This is a genomic window from Vibrio sp. 811, assembly GCF_033339195.1.
Genome location: NZ_JAWOUB010000002.1, coordinates 418,893 through 434,141, shown reverse-complemented (window position 1 = coordinate 434,141; position 15,249 = coordinate 418,893). Strand labels below are relative to the sequence as shown.

14 protein-coding genes are annotated in these 15,249 nt (G+C 45.4%); 3 read left to right on the top strand and 11 right to left on the bottom strand.

Annotated features, from left to right (window positions below; translation table 11 throughout):
• Positions 1–23: 23 nt before the first annotated feature.
• Both R7Q46_RS05750 and R7Q46_RS05745 read left to right on the top strand, forming a co-directional pair.
• On the top strand, positions 24–716 hold the full coding sequence (locus tag R7Q46_RS05750) for a TIGR01621 family pseudouridine synthase (RefSeq protein WP_213871572.1): 693 nt from the start codon (positions 24–26) through the stop codon (positions 714–716).
• A 31-nt stretch (positions 717–747) separates the two neighbouring features.
• Positions 748–1,680, top strand: coding sequence for a class I SAM-dependent methyltransferase (locus R7Q46_RS05745; protein WP_005386703.1), 933 nt, complete (start codon positions 748–750; stop codon positions 1,678–1,680).
• A gap of 93 nt (positions 1,681–1,773) precedes the next feature.
• Here R7Q46_RS05745 and R7Q46_RS05740 read toward each other — a convergent pair whose 3' ends face one another.
• The 9 genes from R7Q46_RS05740 to R7Q46_RS05700 form a co-directional block, all read right to left on the bottom strand.
• Entirely contained in the window at positions 1,774–2,829 is a 1,056-nt protein-coding gene (locus tag R7Q46_RS05740) for a hybrid-cluster NAD(P)-dependent oxidoreductase (RefSeq protein ID WP_005386701.1), read from the bottom strand.
• An 81-nt stretch (positions 2,830–2,910) separates the two neighbouring features.
• Complete coding sequence (gene hcp, locus R7Q46_RS05735) at positions 2,911–4,572, bottom strand: hydroxylamine reductase (RefSeq protein WP_262652498.1); 1,662 nt, start codon at positions 4,570–4,572, stop codon at positions 2,911–2,913.
• A 174-nt stretch (positions 4,573–4,746) separates the two neighbouring features.
• Positions 4,747–6,276, bottom strand: coding sequence for a nitric oxide reductase transcriptional regulator NorR (norR, locus tag R7Q46_RS05730; protein ID WP_213915070.1), 1,530 nt, complete (start codon positions 6,274–6,276; stop codon positions 4,747–4,749).
• 202 nt (positions 6,277–6,478) lie between these two features.
• Positions 6,479–6,958, bottom strand: coding sequence for a glycine zipper 2TM domain-containing protein (locus tag R7Q46_RS05725; RefSeq protein ID WP_005386695.1), 480 nt, complete (start codon positions 6,956–6,958; stop codon positions 6,479–6,481).
• Between the two features lie 123 nt (positions 6,959–7,081).
• Entirely contained in the window at positions 7,082–7,693 is a 612-nt protein-coding gene (locus R7Q46_RS05720) for a CDP-alcohol phosphatidyltransferase family protein (RefSeq protein WP_005386693.1), read from the bottom strand.
• Positions 7,686–8,333 carry an ATP-binding cassette domain-containing protein gene (locus R7Q46_RS05715; protein ID WP_149191908.1) on the bottom strand — a complete coding sequence of 216 codons (648 nt, stop codon included), beginning with the start codon at positions 8,331–8,333 and terminating at the stop codon, positions 7,686–7,688. The genes R7Q46_RS05720 and R7Q46_RS05715 overlap by 8 nt, the downstream gene beginning before the upstream one ends.
• Positions 8,299–10,008: a thiamine ABC transporter permease gene (locus tag R7Q46_RS05710; RefSeq protein ID WP_318077369.1), complete on the bottom strand. Its 1,710-nt coding sequence runs from the start codon at positions 10,006–10,008 to the stop codon at positions 8,299–8,301. The genes R7Q46_RS05715 and R7Q46_RS05710 overlap by 35 nt, the downstream gene beginning before the upstream one ends.
• Positions 10,009–10,017: 9 nt before the next feature.
• Complete coding sequence (locus R7Q46_RS05705) at positions 10,018–11,178, bottom strand: ABC transporter substrate-binding protein (RefSeq protein ID WP_213871578.1); 1,161 nt, start codon at positions 11,176–11,178, stop codon at positions 10,018–10,020.
• Between the two features lie 435 nt (positions 11,179–11,613).
• The gene (locus R7Q46_RS05700; RefSeq protein ID WP_017634889.1) at positions 11,614–12,060 is read right to left on the bottom strand and encodes an META domain-containing protein; all 447 of its coding nucleotides are present in this window, start codon (positions 12,058–12,060) and stop codon (positions 11,614–11,616) included.
• Between the two features lie 184 nt (positions 12,061–12,244).
• On the opposite strand from R7Q46_RS05700, the gene R7Q46_RS05695 reads away from it, so the two are divergent.
• On the top strand, positions 12,245–12,493 hold the full coding sequence (locus tag R7Q46_RS05695; RefSeq protein WP_005378062.1) for a DUF1289 domain-containing protein: 249 nt from the start codon (positions 12,245–12,247) through the stop codon (positions 12,491–12,493).
• Between the two features lie 135 nt (positions 12,494–12,628).
• Here the strand turns inward: R7Q46_RS05695 and R7Q46_RS05690 are convergent, their stop codons facing one another.
• On the bottom strand, positions 12,629–12,850 hold the full coding sequence (locus tag R7Q46_RS05690; protein ID WP_005386686.1) for a hypothetical protein: 222 nt from the start codon (positions 12,848–12,850) through the stop codon (positions 12,629–12,631).
• 415 nt (positions 12,851–13,265) lie between these two features.
• Positions 13,266–14,954 carry a bifunctional UDP-sugar hydrolase/5'-nucleotidase UshA gene (ushA, locus tag R7Q46_RS05685; RefSeq protein WP_017634888.1) on the bottom strand — a complete coding sequence of 563 codons (1,689 nt, stop codon included), beginning with the start codon at positions 14,952–14,954 and terminating at the stop codon, positions 13,266–13,268.
• Between the last annotated feature and the right edge of the window lie 295 nt (positions 14,955–15,249).

Here is a 15,249-nt window from a genome sequence, read left to right as displayed (position 1 = left end):
TCCAAACGTGGAGCCAGTTTTTTATGTTCGATATTCTACATACCCATCCCGATTTTCTGATCATCAATAAGCATCCCAACGTCTCTGTTCATAAAGACGATGGCGACACAATGCTGCTGCAAGAAGTGGCTAAGCAGAGTGGTGATCAGCAGCTCTATCTTATCCATCGCTTGGATAAAATGACATCGGGTATTCTGCTCCTCGGACGCAACGCCAAAGCGGCCAGTGCATTATCGCAAGCTTTTGCTGACCGCCAAGTGGAAAAGTTCTATCTGGCGATTGGCTCTAAAAAGCCGAAAAAGAAACAAGGTTTGGTCGTTGGTGATATGGAGCGTTCGCGCCGTTCATCATGGAAGCTGGTCAACAGCAAAAATAACCCAGCCGTCACCCAGTTTTTCTCTCTTGCGGCAGAGTCCGGAGAGCGCCTATTTTTATGTAAGCCACACACTGGTAAAACGCATCAAATCCGCGTGGCATTAAAATCGGTTGGCTCAGGTATTGTTGGCGACCCGATTTACAATGCAGGCAATGAGGCTGATCGCGGTTACCTGCATGCATTTTCACTTTGCTTCCAATACCGAGATGAGCAATATCGCTTTGTTTGCGATCCACGAGAATACAAAGTGCTTGGTAACAAATGGCACAGTGAAATCGTCTCTCAGGGTTTGGATACTTGGCTTTCCCCCTGGGAACTGAACTGGCCTACGATCAAATAACCGTCACAAAGAAAACTAATAAGAGAACTCGATGCAAGCATCACAACTTTCGCTGTTTTTTCAGCATCTAGAAACCGAGCTCGCGCAAGCTCCGAATGAAATTCGTCGACTGTTTCATGGTCGTGGTCGTCGTTTTGAGGGCCTAGAGCAAATCACCTGTGACTGGTTACAAGGTCAGTTGATCATCAACTTGTTTAAAGAAGTCGATGACGTGTTTCTCGCTGAGCTGAAAAGCGGCCTCAATGCGTTGGCACTATCACCACTGTGGGCAGACAAGCAAGGTCGCACTATGGTTCTTCAGCACCGTTATGCCGATGGTGCGCCTTCAGAAGTGCTTGTCGGTGAATTAGACGCTCGCCCTGTCGTTGAAGAAAGCGGTTTGAAATACCAATTGGATATTGGCCGCAACCAAAACTTCGGTCTGTTTTTGGACATGCGCTACGGTCGTGATTGGGTTCGCGAAAATGCGAAGCATAAAAATGTGCTCAACTTGTTTGCTTACACGTGTGGCTTTTCTGTCGCTGCCATTGCGGGTGGTGCAGATAAAGTGATTAACGTCGACATGGCGAAAGCGTCGTTGTCTAAAGGCCGTGAGAACCACAAGCTAAATGGTCATAACATCAACCAGGTAAGCTTTATGGGGCATGATATCTTTAAATCATGGGGTAAGATTAAGAAATCTGGTCAGTATGACTTGATTATCATCGATCCGCCTTCATTCCAGAAAGGCAGCTTTGCGCTGACTAAAGATTACAAAAAGATTCTACGTCGATTGCCGGATTTGTTGGCAGACGGCGGTCAAGTGATGGCATGTGTGAACTCGCCATCTGTGACAAGCGACTTCTTGATTGAAAGCATGAAAGAAGAAGCGCCAGAGTTGACATTCCGTGAGCGTCTGGATAACCCACCAGAGTTTACGGACGTGGACAGTGAAGCGGCATTGAAAGTGTTGCTATTCAGCTAAAAAACTCTCTGTCGCAATAGAAGAAAAATTAAACAAAAAGCGCCGCGAAACATCTAAACAGACGTATCGCGGCGCTTTTTTGTATTTGGAAAACTAACCAATCTGCACTTCAAGATCCGCTTCGATGGTTGATGAGCAGGCGAGCACATAGCCTTGTTCAATTTCTTCTGGCGTTAATGTTTCTAGGCTGGTGGAAGAGATGCTGCCTTGACGAACCTTGCATTTGCACGAGCCACAAATGCCGCTACGACAAGCGACGATTAATGGTAAACCTGCGCCTTCAAGCACATCGGCCAGTACCTGACCTTTTTGCGCATCGATGGTTTGAGCAAAGTCAGGAACAGAAACACGAACAACTTCATCGGAGACCGATGTTTCTGCGCCAGTCGCTGGCGTAAAACTCTCTTGGTAGAAGTTCGTCATGTCAAAACCAAGGTCATTCAAATAGCCGTGAACATCTTGCATAAACTGGCTTGGACCACACAGGTAAACGGTGCGCTGTTTGAAATCAGGAACAAGCTCTTTAAGCCAGTCGGCATTCAAACGACCTTGTGGATGCGATGTTCCTTCGCGGTTTTTCAGCAACAACTTTAAATTGAAGTTGGGATATACGGCGTCTAACGTTTCTAGCTGATCGTAGTAAATCGTCTCTTCTGGGCTGCGTGCAATATGAAGAAATGCGATGTCCACATCGTTGTCGTTTTCATCTTGATTACTCAGCCAGTGCTTTGCCATCGAAAATACGGGCGTGACGCCGCAACCTGCACTGATAAGCAAGGCTTTTGTTTCGCCATCACGTAACACGGGTGGATGGTCGATGCAGTTAAATTCGCCTGCTGGTGGTAATGCTTGAACAGTATCACCGAGCAGCAGCGAGTCAACGATGTAGTTCGATACTTTACCGCCAGATACTCGTTTGATTGTGAGTTGAAGGTGATCGTCTTCATTGATCGAGCTGATTGAATAGGCACGAAACTCCATTTTTCCATCAATTTCGACGCCCAAGTTAATAAACTGGCCAGGCTTAAACTGAAACAGAAGTGATTCGGTTAGTTCGGCCAATTTTATGCTGACGGTGTCGTGTGTTTCGAAGTATTTGTCGATGCAACGGAGTGTGACGGGTTGGTTACCTTGCCATTCAAAAAACATAACAATCTCTTTGGTTGTGGCTATTTTTGGTTCGAAATAGATAGCGCCTCCGCGTAAGGAGGCGCGTAACAAGCAAGTTTATTAAGCTGCTAGGATGGCTTTTAGATCATCCTGAACATTGCCAATACTGCGCATATCGAACTTCTCTTGGATGATGGCGATTAGGTTTGGCGTTAGGAATGCTGGTGCAGTAGGGCCTGTGTAAATGCCTTTCACGCCCAATGCAAATAGCGTTAGCAAGATAACGATCGCTTTTTGCTCGAACCAAGAAAGCACAAGCGTGAGTGGCAGTTCATTGATGTCACAGTCAAACTCTTTCGCCAGTGCAAGTGCAAGCTGGATTGCAGAGTAAGCATCGTTACATTGGCCCACATCCAATAGGCGAGGAATGCCGTTGATATCGCCAAACGTATTCTTGTTGAAGCGGAACTTACCACACGCCAAGGTCAGGATTAGCGTGTCTTCTGGTGCTTCAGCCGTAAAATCGGTGTAGTAGCTACGTTCCGCTTTATCGCCGTCACAACCGCCGACTAGGAAGAAGTGCTTGATGTTGCCTTGCTTCACTTGGTCGATAACCGCAGGGGCGGCGTTCATCAGTGCATTTCGACCAAAACCAACCGTGATGTGGTGTTCGATTTCATCGTGTTGGAAACCATCTTGCGCTAGAGCACATTCAATCACTTGGCTAAAATCATCGCCTTCGATGTGAGCCACACCAGGCCAGCCAACAATACTACGAGTGAATAAACGGTCTGCGTATTGACCCACATTTGGATTCAACAAGCAGTTTGACGTCATTACGATTGCGCCAGGGAAGTTTGCGAATTCTTTCTGTTGGTTTTGCCATGCGCTGCCGTAGTTGCCGACAAGATGAGGATATTTCTTCAGCTCAGGGTAGCCGTGTGCAGGCAGCATTTCACCGTTGGTATAAACGTTAATGCCTTTGCCTTCAGTCTGTTGCAGGATTTTTTCTAGGTCATGCAAATCATGGCCAGAAACAAGAATACATTTGCCTTTTACTGGCTTGACGTTCACCGTGGTTGGTTCTGGATGGCCGAAGGTCATTGTTTCACCTTGGTCGAGCATTTCCATCACTTTGTAGTTCATCAGGCCGATGCGCATTGAGCAATCAAGTAGTTCGCCGAGATCTTCAGGGTCTGTGCCCAACCACGCCATGATTTCATGGTATTCGGCATAGATATCGTTGTTGGTTTGCTCAAGAACACGTGCGTGCTCCATGTACGCGGCTGCACCTTTAAGGCCGTATAGGCAAAGTAGACGCAGGCCAATCACATCTTCATGTACTTGGTCTTTACCACGGTTAACGGCAACTTGAGGAGCAAAAGCTAAGATCGCTTCTGCGCTATTTGGTAGCTCAAAGTGAGAAACAACAGGGATGTCAGCAACTTCGGTATCGGCGAGTGTTGCAGCAGACATTACTTGCTCTTTTAGCAATGCTTTGTACGTTGCCGCTTGAGAAGTTAGCTCTAGGACACGTTCAGGGTCAAAGTTTACGTTCGTCAATGTAGAGAAAAATGCCTTTGGTGCCCATTGGTTGATTTCATCGTTAATGATGTTGAATTCAAGTGCTTTTGATGCCCAAAAAGAAACCCCTTGCAGTGTGTAAACCAACACGTCTTGAAGGTCAGATACTTCAGAAGTTTTACCACACATACCTTGTGCAAAAGAACAACCTTTAACAGCAGGGGTTTGAATTGTCTGTTCACATTGAATACAGAACATATTGGGTTCTCCAGTGATTGTTTTAATAGTCGTGATGTTGACCACTAGAGAGCAGAATGCGTGCCAATTATTATCTTGTTGATTTGTATTGAATTTTATCAGATTTAGGAGAGTGGTTGATGTGATTAAGACAACGCAGCTGATGTCTTAATCACATCGGCTTCTTGTGGTCGGTTATTTATTGATCCCGAGCTTTTTACCCATCCGATATAAGTTCCCTCGATCTATTTGTAAAAACTCCGCTGCTTTTGCCCAAACGCCACCAGTTTGGCTCAAAGCATGTTCAATTAAATCACGTTGATAGCTTTCTATTAGCTCTCGCATTGGTTGGCTTTCTTTAGGCAGATAATGCGATGTGTTTTTTACATCATCGAGAGCCAATGAGGTGTCGAAATGGTTAAGCATGATCGTGCTTGCGCCTTGTTGAATGGCGTGTAAAGCCGCGCGAGTTAAAGTGTGTTCGAGCTCGCGCACGTTTCCGTACCAAGGTAAAGATTCCAATTGAGTCAACACTTTAGGGTGAACGTGCAGATTGGGTGCATTGAATTGTTGGCGTACTTTTTCCAACAAATATCCTGCTAAAACGGGAATATCCCCGTCACGGGCACGCAGTGGGGGGACTTGGATTGGGAACACGTTCAAACGGTGGAAAAGGTCTGCTCGAAACGTGCCAGCTTCGACCTCTTTTTCTAGTTGTCGATTGGTCGCTGCGATGATGCGCACATTGACCATCAAATGCTGATCGCTACCTACACGTTGCAGCTCGCCTTGCTGAATTACGCGCAGCAATTTTGCTTGCAAAATCAAAGGCAGTTCGCCCACTTCATCAAGGAAAATCGTTCCACCGTCTGCCAGTTCAAACTTACCGGCACGGTGGCTATTAGCACCTGTAAATGCGCCTTTGACATGGCCAAACAGTTCACTTTCAGCCAGACCTTCAGGCAGGGCCGCACAGTTTACGTAAATCATCGGCTTATCGCTACGATGAGATTGCGCGTGCACCGAGTGCGCGACCAGTTCTTTACCAGTACCGGTCTCTCCTGTGATAAGTACCGCGTAATCTGATTGAGAAACGGTCGCAATGTTGTTTCGTAACTGGTTGATCTGCGGACTCAAACCCACCATTTCGCCATGTTGAGAACGGGCTTGCTGGATAAGGGTTTGAGTGACGCTTTTTTGCTTCTGGTTTTGTGCTTTGAGTGCTTTTAATTGCGCAATGTTACGCAATGTCGCAGCGGTCAAAGCCGCAAAGGTTTCAATAGCGACAGGGTCAATGTCATCAAACGCGCCCACCGTTAGAGCATCCATAGTTAGTGCGCCAACAAGTTGTCCTTCCACATACAAGCTAAAGCCCATGCAATCATGAACATCAATGCACTGGTCTTCGGTTAATAGTGTGCCGTCAAAAGGATCCGGAAGCGCACAATCGGCATCGAAACGTACAGGTTCTCGGCTATGAATAATGGCATCTAAGCGAGGGTGCGCTTTGGGGAAATAGCGACGACCTAAGACCGAGCTGGATAAGCCTTTTACCGCGACAGGAGTTAGAAACCCATCCTCATCGAAGATAAACAGGCAGCTCGCATCACATGGGAATACTTGCGCGACCCCATCAATGAGATTTTGATATTGCTGCTCGTGAGAGCGATTTGAGCTGAGGTTTAGCGCGATATTAAGGAGTACGTGGTCAACAGTCGGAGTCATAACAAGCCCAAAGTTATCTGGAATGGGCTCATGCTAGCAACTTGATGTCATTTGAACATCGAAAGGTATGGGAGATTGATGTTCCATTGACGACGATCAAGTTTGATACGAAAAGAAACGCGCAAGTTAACAAGCCAGTGATGTAAGCTTGCGCGGGTTAGGTGTTTGAATTAAAGCAGGCCAAAGGTTTGGTTCGTCCGAATTAACGAGGAACGACTCTGGCGTCATTACCAGAAACATTGATTTGGACCGCTTGGCCTGGTTGGAAAATCATGTTTGGATTTGCTTCTTGAACAATAGAGATAATCTTTCCGTCCTCTAAACGAATGGTCAGATTCACGCCATTTCTTTTCGCGGTTGCTTCAGCCGCTTTGCTGCCTGCATAGCCACCCAATAGACCACCACCAATGGCAGCGATATCCGAGCCAGAACCGCCCCCAACTTTTGAGCCTAAGATCCCGCCCACGGCAGCACCAGCGATGGTGCCAATGGCATTGGATTGGGTAGAGGCATCAATGGTTACGGGTTCTACTTTTTCTACTGTGCCGTAGTAAACCTGCTGAACTTTGCGAGTGTCGGATGAGCCGTATGCATCTCCGTACGGGTTAGGTGAGCTACAGCCGCCAAGCACGAGCGCACAAGTAATGGTGAGCAACATGCCTAAATTGATCTGTTTTTTCATATAGCCTCCGAATGGTTTCTTCATTCAAAGAGTATATACCCCAATTTAACCTGCGTTTTGGTGCTTTATAAAACAGTGGCTTAGCGGCCTGTCCCTTAAGGAAACGCGATTGTCTAAGCAGTATTAATGATCGTTAAGCGTATGAAACCCTGAATAAATACGTGTAAAAGTAGTAAACCAGCATGCCGCGCCAAAGATATACGCGATGACGGCAAAGTGTTGCGGTAGCAAACAAAATAAAACCAAGCAGCCAATGGTTTCTGTACCTTCGGTTAAGCCGCTCATGTAGTAAAGCGATTTGTTTTTATATACCGGATTATCGATGCCTTGTTTTCCTGCCATGATGGCAAAAGCCAAAAAGCTACTACCAGTGCCGATGAAGGAAAAAATCAAAAATGCGCCTGCAACGGCATTGTGTTCTGGGTTGGCAAGCACAAAGCCAAAAGGAATCAACGAATAGAACAAAAAATCTAAGCTGATATCAAGAAAGCCACCCGCATCGGTAATGCCTTGAATCCTCGCCAGTGCACCGTCTAACCCATCACAGATTCTGTTCAGCAAAATAAACAGCAACGCCAACAAGTACTGTTCGGCGATCAAAGCCGGCAGGGCAAAACAGCCAAGCACAAAACCAAATACTGTCGTCTGATTTGCGGTGATGCCACATTTATCGATATATGTCGCACTGAGTGCCAGCGGTTTGCGGATGAGCTTTATACTCAGGCTATCAAGCATGACTTGTCTCCCACGGCCAGTTTAGGCAGCGGCTGCCATCAGGGATATCATCTTCATCGTGCGTTACCATCAAAGTAGGAATGTTCGCTTGCTGCAATTGTTCGACCACCCAATTGCGAAATTGTACACGCAGGTCTTTATCCAACTTGCTATAGGGCTCATCAAGTAGCGCAACTTTCGGCTTTGCTAGCAGCATACGAGTCAATGAAATACGGGCGCGTTGCCCTCCCGAAATTTGGTCAGGAAAGGACTCTGCTAGTTTGGTCAATGAAATGTTCTTCAGCGCTTGCATAGCGTGAGCTTTACGCTCTTCACCTTTGATTGAGTTTGGTAGCGCGAAGGCAAGGTTCTCCCACACCGTTAAATGAGGGAAGAGCAAATCTTCTTGGAATAGAATACCGACCTGACGCTTATGGGCAGGGAGGGCATCCAACTTTTCGTTATCAAGCGTAATGGATCCAGAGTAGTTGAACTCGGCGGATAGGTGCCCGGCAATGGCATCCAACAAAGTGGATTTACCACAACCACTTGGTCCCATCAGAGTAACAATTTCACCTTTCTCTACGGTCATGTTGAACGCTGAAAAAAGCGCGTCACCATTGGTTTTACGGATGGCGAGGTTTTCGAGACAAAGACTCATTCAGTAGTAAACCTTTTATAGACAAGCGGCGATACTTCCTGTGCAAGTGGCTAAGCAGTATCGCAAAAGAGAAGAACAAGAATGGAAGCAGAGCTTGCCAAATAGCGTAAATCGCGGTGACACGTCGGTCAAAACCACTGGATAGTGCAACGGCTTCGGTTGTGATGGTGCTAATGCGCCCAGCCCCTAGCACCAATGTCGGTAGGTATTGCGCCAGGCTGACACTAATACCGACAGCCCACGCGAATGCAATTGCAGGCAGGAGGATTGGCAGTTTCACTTTTAACCAAGCTTGCATCGGTGATTTACCCAAGCTGAGTGCGACGCGAGTTAAGCCGCTGTCGAAGCTGCGCCACGGACCGTCTAGCGAGAGGTAAATAAATGGGAACGCAAAGAATACATGCGCCCAGCATACCCAAAAGAAATACGCATTACTGTTTAAGTACAGCGTCACTACTTGCATACCGAATAGCACCGATAATTGAGGAATCAGCATCGGGATGGCGATGATGTAACCGGGCACCTGCCAGCGATAACGGAGACGATACTCATGTGCTATTAAAGCAAGAACTAGCGTGACAGTCGCGCTGATAACGGCAATCAGCATGCTCTGTTCTAGCGTGCCAAGAATGCTGTGCCATTCGTATTCCCAAAAACGCAGGCTGTAACGGCTTGGGAGCAAATCTGGAAAGCGCCAACGTTGAGCAAAGCTCCACACCACCATGAGTGGAATCATTAGAAGTGCAAGTAGCGCAATCAGTGAAAATAGGGTTTTACCGGGTAAACGAAACCCGTTTCGACCAGAGTACTGCCAGCGTTTGAAGCATTTGGTAATACACCATTCCATTAAGCGTGCAAATCCAATCAAAAGGCTAGCGATCGCAAACAGTATTACTGCGCCAGCGGCAGCTCTTGGTAGGAGCGATAAATCTGGATCGTTAAACCATTGCCATACCAAAACCGCAAACGTCGGTGGGTTGGTAGGGCCAATAATCAGGGCGACATCGACAACGGACAAACTGTAAGCCAATACCGCCAGCATTGGGAAACGAAGTTTTGCTAACCATTGCGGAAATACGCATTTCCACCACGTTTGCGCGGAACTGTAGCCCATCGAGTGACTGACTTTTTCAACCTTATCGACTTTCAATTGCTGAAGGATCGGAATGCTCATCAACAATAAAAACGGCACTTCTTTAATCGCAAGCATGATGACCAAACCGAGTGCATGTGGGTCTTTAATCAACAATGCTAAGTCATTCACCGTTTGTGCATTCGGGTCGTAACCAAACAGTTGGTTGAGAACACGAACGCCCATACCAGTTGGGGCAAACAAGAACGCAAAGCCAATTGCAAACGCGACGTGCGGCATCGCGAGAAGTGGGGAAAGGCTAACTTCAATTTTTCGCCAAAACTTGCTGCCCCAAGACGCATGTAGAATGGTAAACGTGATGAAGCAAGCCAAGTAGCTACTGAAAATGGCGGAGTAGAAAGTAAGCCCGATGGATGTCCAAACACCTTCCCAATCAAAGACGGCATTGAAGCCATCAAAAGAAAAGTGGTGTAGACCGATAGGAGGTACATAACCGAGCGCAGAAACCGCCACTCCAAGTAGTCCCGGAATGGTAGGCAAAATACAAACTGCGATAATGACTAAATACAGCGCTCTTAACATGGATTCTTACTAATTCCCGTAGCGTTTCAACCATTCTTTTTCCAACGCAGCTTGCCAACTTGGATGTAGCTCAGCGATAGATTTGAATTGTTGGGTGTTTTTGGCCGAACCAGTTAGGTATTGGTTGCTTAGTACCGAAGGGTCGCCCCAGATGTTTAGGTTACCTTTGCGAGACTGTGCTTCAGGGCTCAATAAAAAGTTTATCGCAACTTGTGCACCAGCACTGGCATTTGCGTTCCAAGGAATCGCTAAAAAGTGGATATTTGAGAGTGCTCCTGCGTCCATTGCGTACGCTTTGGTGCTCTCTGCAAGATTACCGCTCGACTGCGCAGAGAAAACCGCGTTCGGGTTAAAGGTAATCGCCAGGTCAGTCTGACCATCATCTAGTAGCTGAAGGGTTTCTGCTGTACCGCCTGGAAACTGCTTACCACCGCGCCAAGCGACTTTATGGAACTCATCTAGATAAGACCACAGCGGTTGAGTGACTTGCTCAAACGTGTCATCGGTAACTGGTTGTTGCAGCTCAGGGGCGTTGTTAGACAGTTCAATGAGTAATGCTTTGATAAAGCTTGTGCCATGAAACTCTGGTGGTCGAGGGTAAGTCAGGCGATTCGGGAACGCTTTTGCATAGCTCAGCATTTCTGCGAATGATTTTGGAGGGTTATGGAGGGTTTGCTCGTCATGGATAAACACTAATTGTCCTACTCCCCAAGGTGCTTCTAGACCTTCTGTTGGCTCGGAGAAGTCCACATCAATTGGTAGAGATTTATCCACATATTGCCAGCTTGGCAAACCTTCGACAAAAGGACCAAATAGCAATTGGTTATCCTTCATTGATTTGAAGTTTTCGCCATTGATCCAAACCATATCAACACTGCCACCGCTGTTTTTGCCTGCCGCTTTTTCTGCGATAAGTCGAGTAGTGGTCTCAGAAATATCAGTTACTTTAACGTGGTTTAGCGTCACGTTATAACGTGATTTTAGCTCTCTACTCGCCCACTGTATGTAGCGATTAATTTCTTGGCTTCCGCCCCAAGCATGAAAGTAGACGGATTGCCCGTCGGCTTGTTGTTCGATTTTTTGCCATTCGCTATTCACTGATGAATCGGCAAAAGAAGGTGTCGCAAAAGTCGTGGCTAAAATGCCAATGCTGCTGAGTAGCTTTTTCATATCTATTCCGTGTTATGTCTTTTGGTGCTTGCTTTCGTTTCTATTGACGTTTTCGCAAGTCGTTCCGCTCTGTTACAAGGATAGTAATTCATCTCTCTCTATTATCAATGCCAATCCCAAACGGAATCACTCATTGATTCAAAGAATTACTCTCAATGTGAAGCAAAACGAAGAAAGGACAAATTTGGTGTCATTTTAGGAGCAGACCGTTTGTTTGAGGATATTCTTTCAAGTAATTGAAAATTATTGTCCCCAGAGATATGAATAGGTTGTTTTACAGAGCAAAATTGATGTTTAAAGCATGGAATTGAGGGCGAAAAGAGAAAGAAAGTTGGCCATTTAAATGACTTTGGCATGCATGACTAACGATTCATCGATATAAAAAAAGCAGCCGTTTGGCTGCTTTAAGATACTATCTGGTTTACTTAGTTGGGATTAGTTTACCCAGTCACGTAGTGTAAACGTCAATTCGTGATCGGCACTTTTCAGAACAAGACCATCTGTAGTTAGCGTGATATCGCTCCAGTTAGATAGTGTTTGTGTCATTGCGTTTTCGATCTTCATTTGATCTTCCATACACATCTTCATGGTCATGCCCATTTTTTCGATGCGTAGTTGGTTGTTTTTCAGCTCGGCTTGACCGAAGAAGTTGTTACAACCTGCGTTGCCGTTTGCGGTTAGATTTTCACCGATTTCTAGGCGAGCCGCTTTTTGGTGTTCGTCTAGAACGATATTTTTGCCATCAACTTGAACAAGTTCCCAGTTGTGGTGCTGCAAATCTTGAGCCGTTATTTCTTTCACATTATCACCGTTGCTAGCACAAGCAGTCATAAGAACAGGGAGAGAGATTGCTGTAACTAACGTTTTTAGGCTAAGCTTCATTTTATAGACTCCGTTTTTATAAACGCGGTAAGTATAAGTAATAAAACACTGTTTTTGTCAGCATAAGGTTATGGTTTCGTATGTTTTTGACATAACGAAGTATATAGCAGGTTTTGTTGCTGACTAATCTTCTCATTATTTAAACTAGGCCAATACGCCCTAATATGGAAAGAGCGGTTTTAGTATGGAGCAACTGGAGTTTTTTACTGTCCCAAGCCCTTGTGTTGGAGTATGTACCTCCGATGAAAAAGGGTATTGCAAGGGGTGTATGAGAAAGAGAGAGGAAAGGTTTAATTGGCTTAACTTAACCCCCGCTCAGCAGTTGCACGTTATTAAGTTGTGTCGTCAAAGGTACAGAAGAAAGATGTTGGCAGGGAAGACGAAGCCAGAACAGCTTCAAGATGAGTCATCGCCTCAACAAGACTTATTCTAGAACTCTTGTTCAGTCTGTGGGGTTACGCCTTCGCTTTCGGTTCTGATTAGGCTTTTACATATTCCCGGTCCGGCAAGGTGTCCTTTAAGAACCGGGAATCTCCTATCCATTTTCCCTATAAAGCGGTAATTGGCGTTATTTCATCGACCAACGGTCGCTAACCCAGCCTCCCGCTTGTTCGTCGAAGTGATTTCCTGAAAATCGATGATTGAATTCAACATCTAATTTACTTGTTGGGCGTTCATCCATGAGTTGATGAATGTATCTCGCCATAGGATCCGTACAAGCTTCACGCTCTCTACGGGTAACTACTTCTTTGATCATTTGGAGTCTGTAGCTATTGCTGGCTCGTTTCATTTTTGACCTCCAGAACTCGATGGCAGCAGTTTGAACACATTGACGTCCAGATCGCTGCTCATTAGTGTGCGCGTGGAGGCACATCACCATCGTTTGAAGTCCAAAGACAAATTGTTTGAGAGCAGTGTTTGTAACGCCATTCACATCTTTCTCAGAATCATTGACTATGCGATTAAAAATGTTTCGCGAAATTTAGCCGATGAACCTGCATATTTAAAAGACCTTATCAAACATAGAAGCCCAACACAGGGGCGTCAATAACACAAATGAACAATTTTTGAACATATTGTGAAGGTGGAGAGTTTTCAGTAATTTATCGAAAATAAAAAACCGAAGCACAAAGCTTCGGTTTTGAGGAAAGCCCTGACGAAATTGCTTGTAAAAGCTCTTAGTGCCAGGGGGAAGGTGTTGAGTATTAGCTACCAGATGCAGGACAGCCTTTTACTGGTTGGCCATTACTGAAGTACTTGATGTTCTCTAAGTTCTTGTTGTAGTTATCCGCAGAGATTTGTGGGTTGTTTACGAAGAACTCGCGCAAAACGTATGCATCGGTTAGCTGTGTAGATTGAACATCGATGATTGGATAGTTATCGCCACCAGCAGCACTGAAGCTGATTACAGAGAATGTGTACGTTGCGTCTAGATCGAAGCCTTTATTGTTAATATCGGTAATGGTTACTGAGCCAGCATCACAATTTACATCTAAAGTGATGTTATCTAGTTGAGCGTAAGCACCAGAGCCTGCAGATTTCGTCGCAACCACATCTAAGTATTCTTTAACTTCTTTACCTGTCATAGTTGCTTTAGTCACGAAGTTACCAAATGGCTGAACCGTTAGTACGTCACGGTAAGTGATATCACCATCTTGGATTGAATCACGCACGCCGCCAGAGTTCATCACACCAAAGTCAGCATTTACCGTTTTGTAAGTACGGTATGCCTCGCCGAGTAGGTGACCTAGGTTAGTTTGTTGAGAGCGAACTACGTTACGATCACCTTCTAACTTACCCGTCGTATTAGAAATCTTCTCATCTAATAACTCTTGACCTTGTTGTTGGTATGGCAGTAGTAACGCTTTTACCGTTGCATCTTGTTGAATTCGTTCACCGATAACTTCATCGTTTTCGTCTAGAAGGTTTACAGGAATCAGTGCGTAGTTCGCTAAGTGAAGCTTGCCGTCGTAGTATTCGAAGTCTGCACGACCCACATATTTACCCCACTCATGCGCTTGCATAATCCAAGTGCCTTTTTGTTGGTCTGGGGCACAATCATCCCCAGGTTTGAAATCAGCATACTCATTGGTACCTGGTTCCATACATACAGGGTTTTGTGAGTGACCACCGATGATAGCGTTTAGCTGTCCTTCTTCAAGAGAGCGAGCGAGTTTAACGTCACCTGGTGCTTCACTACCGTTTTTGCCATCTTCGTAGTGACCCATGTGCGTCGTTGCAAATACTAGGTCTACCTTTTCGTTCTCTTCGATTTCTTTCAGTACCTTTTTGATTTCTACTTGAGGGTCTTCGAAGTGGATGTTTGATACGTTGTCTGGATTGACTAGCTTCGCAGTGTCTTGCGTTGTTAGACCAATAACAGCGATCTTAAGGCCGTTGATAGTAAATACTTTGTAAGGGTCGAAGTAACGCTCGTTTGTATCTTTTTTATAGATATTCGCAGCCAGCATAGGGAAGTCAGCTAGCTCGGCTTGCATATCGAGAATATCTAGTGAGTTATCAAATTCGTGGTTACCGACAGCCATTGCATCGTAACCAAGTAGGTTCATCCCTACGAAGTCTGGAACCGCATCTTGCATGTCTGATTCTGGTACGCCGGTATTAATATCACCGCCAGATAGCAGAATGGTTTCACCGCCTTTTGCTTCGACTTCTGCGCGGATAGATTCGATTAAAGTGTGACGCGCAGCCATGCCGTATTCGCCGTCGCTGTTATGCCAAAAGCGACCATGGTTATCGTTAGTGTGGAGAACGGTGAACTTAGTACAAGAATCTGCAGTCTCGCAGGTTACTGGAGAATTGTCGCTGTCTGAGCCGCATCCTGCTAGCGCAGCGCCTACTGCCACTACCAAAAGAGATTTGGAAAACTTCATAAGGGATCCTTTCTTTGTGATTTTGTTATTGTTACGGCGTGAAATATACGGAATTAATGTGAAACTTTAGTGATCTATCTCTTATTTATACTTCTATCGGAGAAATGAATTAATAAGCCTGCAAACTACGTCTATAAATAAACAGAATTGGTATTTAGTATTTATTTTATATAGCTACTTCTATTTTTTGTGAGGTAGTTAATTGAATGTGTGTTGTTTATGTGAATCAATGCGCCTTTTTGCGAAGTATTACGCTGATTTTGGTGATTATTTTGCCAAGTTTATGTTTTTCCTA

What these genes read in the sequence shown, in the direction of transcription:
- R7Q46_RS05750 (WP_213871572.1), top strand. Translation starts at nt 24, where the DNA reads ATGTTCGATATTCTACATACCCATCCCGATTTTCTGATCATCAATAAG.
- R7Q46_RS05745 (WP_005386703.1), top strand. Translation starts at nt 748, where the DNA reads ATGCAAGCATCACAACTTTCGCTGTTTTTTCAGCATCTAGAAACCGAG.
- R7Q46_RS05740 (WP_005386701.1), bottom strand. Translation starts at nt 2,829, where the DNA reads ATGTTTTTTGAATGGCAAGGTAACCAACCCGTCACACTCCGTTGCATC.
- hcp (WP_262652498.1), bottom strand. Translation starts at nt 4,572, where the DNA reads ATGTTCTGTATTCAATGTGAACAGACAATTCAAACCCCTGCTGTTAAA.
- norR (WP_213915070.1), bottom strand. Translation starts at nt 6,276, where the DNA reads ATGACTCCGACTGTTGACCACGTACTCCTTAATATCGCGCTAAACCTC.
- R7Q46_RS05725 (WP_005386695.1), bottom strand. Translation starts at nt 6,958, where the DNA reads ATGAAAAAACAGATCAATTTAGGCATGTTGCTCACCATTACTTGTGCG.
- R7Q46_RS05720 (WP_005386693.1), bottom strand. Translation starts at nt 7,693, where the DNA reads ATGCTTGATAGCCTGAGTATAAAGCTCATCCGCAAACCGCTGGCACTC.
- R7Q46_RS05715 (WP_149191908.1), bottom strand. Translation starts at nt 8,333, where the DNA reads ATGAGTCTTTGTCTCGAAAACCTCGCCATCCGTAAAACCAATGGTGAC.
- R7Q46_RS05710 (WP_318077369.1), bottom strand. Translation starts at nt 10,008, where the DNA reads ATGTTAAGAGCGCTGTATTTAGTCATTATCGCAGTTTGTATTTTGCCT.
- R7Q46_RS05705 (WP_213871578.1), bottom strand. Translation starts at nt 11,178, where the DNA reads ATGAAAAAGCTACTCAGCAGCATTGGCATTTTAGCCACGACTTTTGCG.
- R7Q46_RS05700 (WP_017634889.1), bottom strand. Translation starts at nt 12,060, where the DNA reads ATGAAGCTTAGCCTAAAAACGTTAGTTACAGCAATCTCTCTCCCTGTT.
- R7Q46_RS05695 (WP_005378062.1), top strand. Translation starts at nt 12,245, where the DNA reads ATGGAGCAACTGGAGTTTTTTACTGTCCCAAGCCCTTGTGTTGGAGTA.
- R7Q46_RS05690 (WP_005386686.1), bottom strand. Translation starts at nt 12,850, where the DNA reads ATGAAACGAGCCAGCAATAGCTACAGACTCCAAATGATCAAAGAAGTA.
- ushA (WP_017634888.1), bottom strand. Translation starts at nt 14,954, where the DNA reads ATGAAGTTTTCCAAATCTCTTTTGGTAGTGGCAGTAGGCGCTGCGCTA.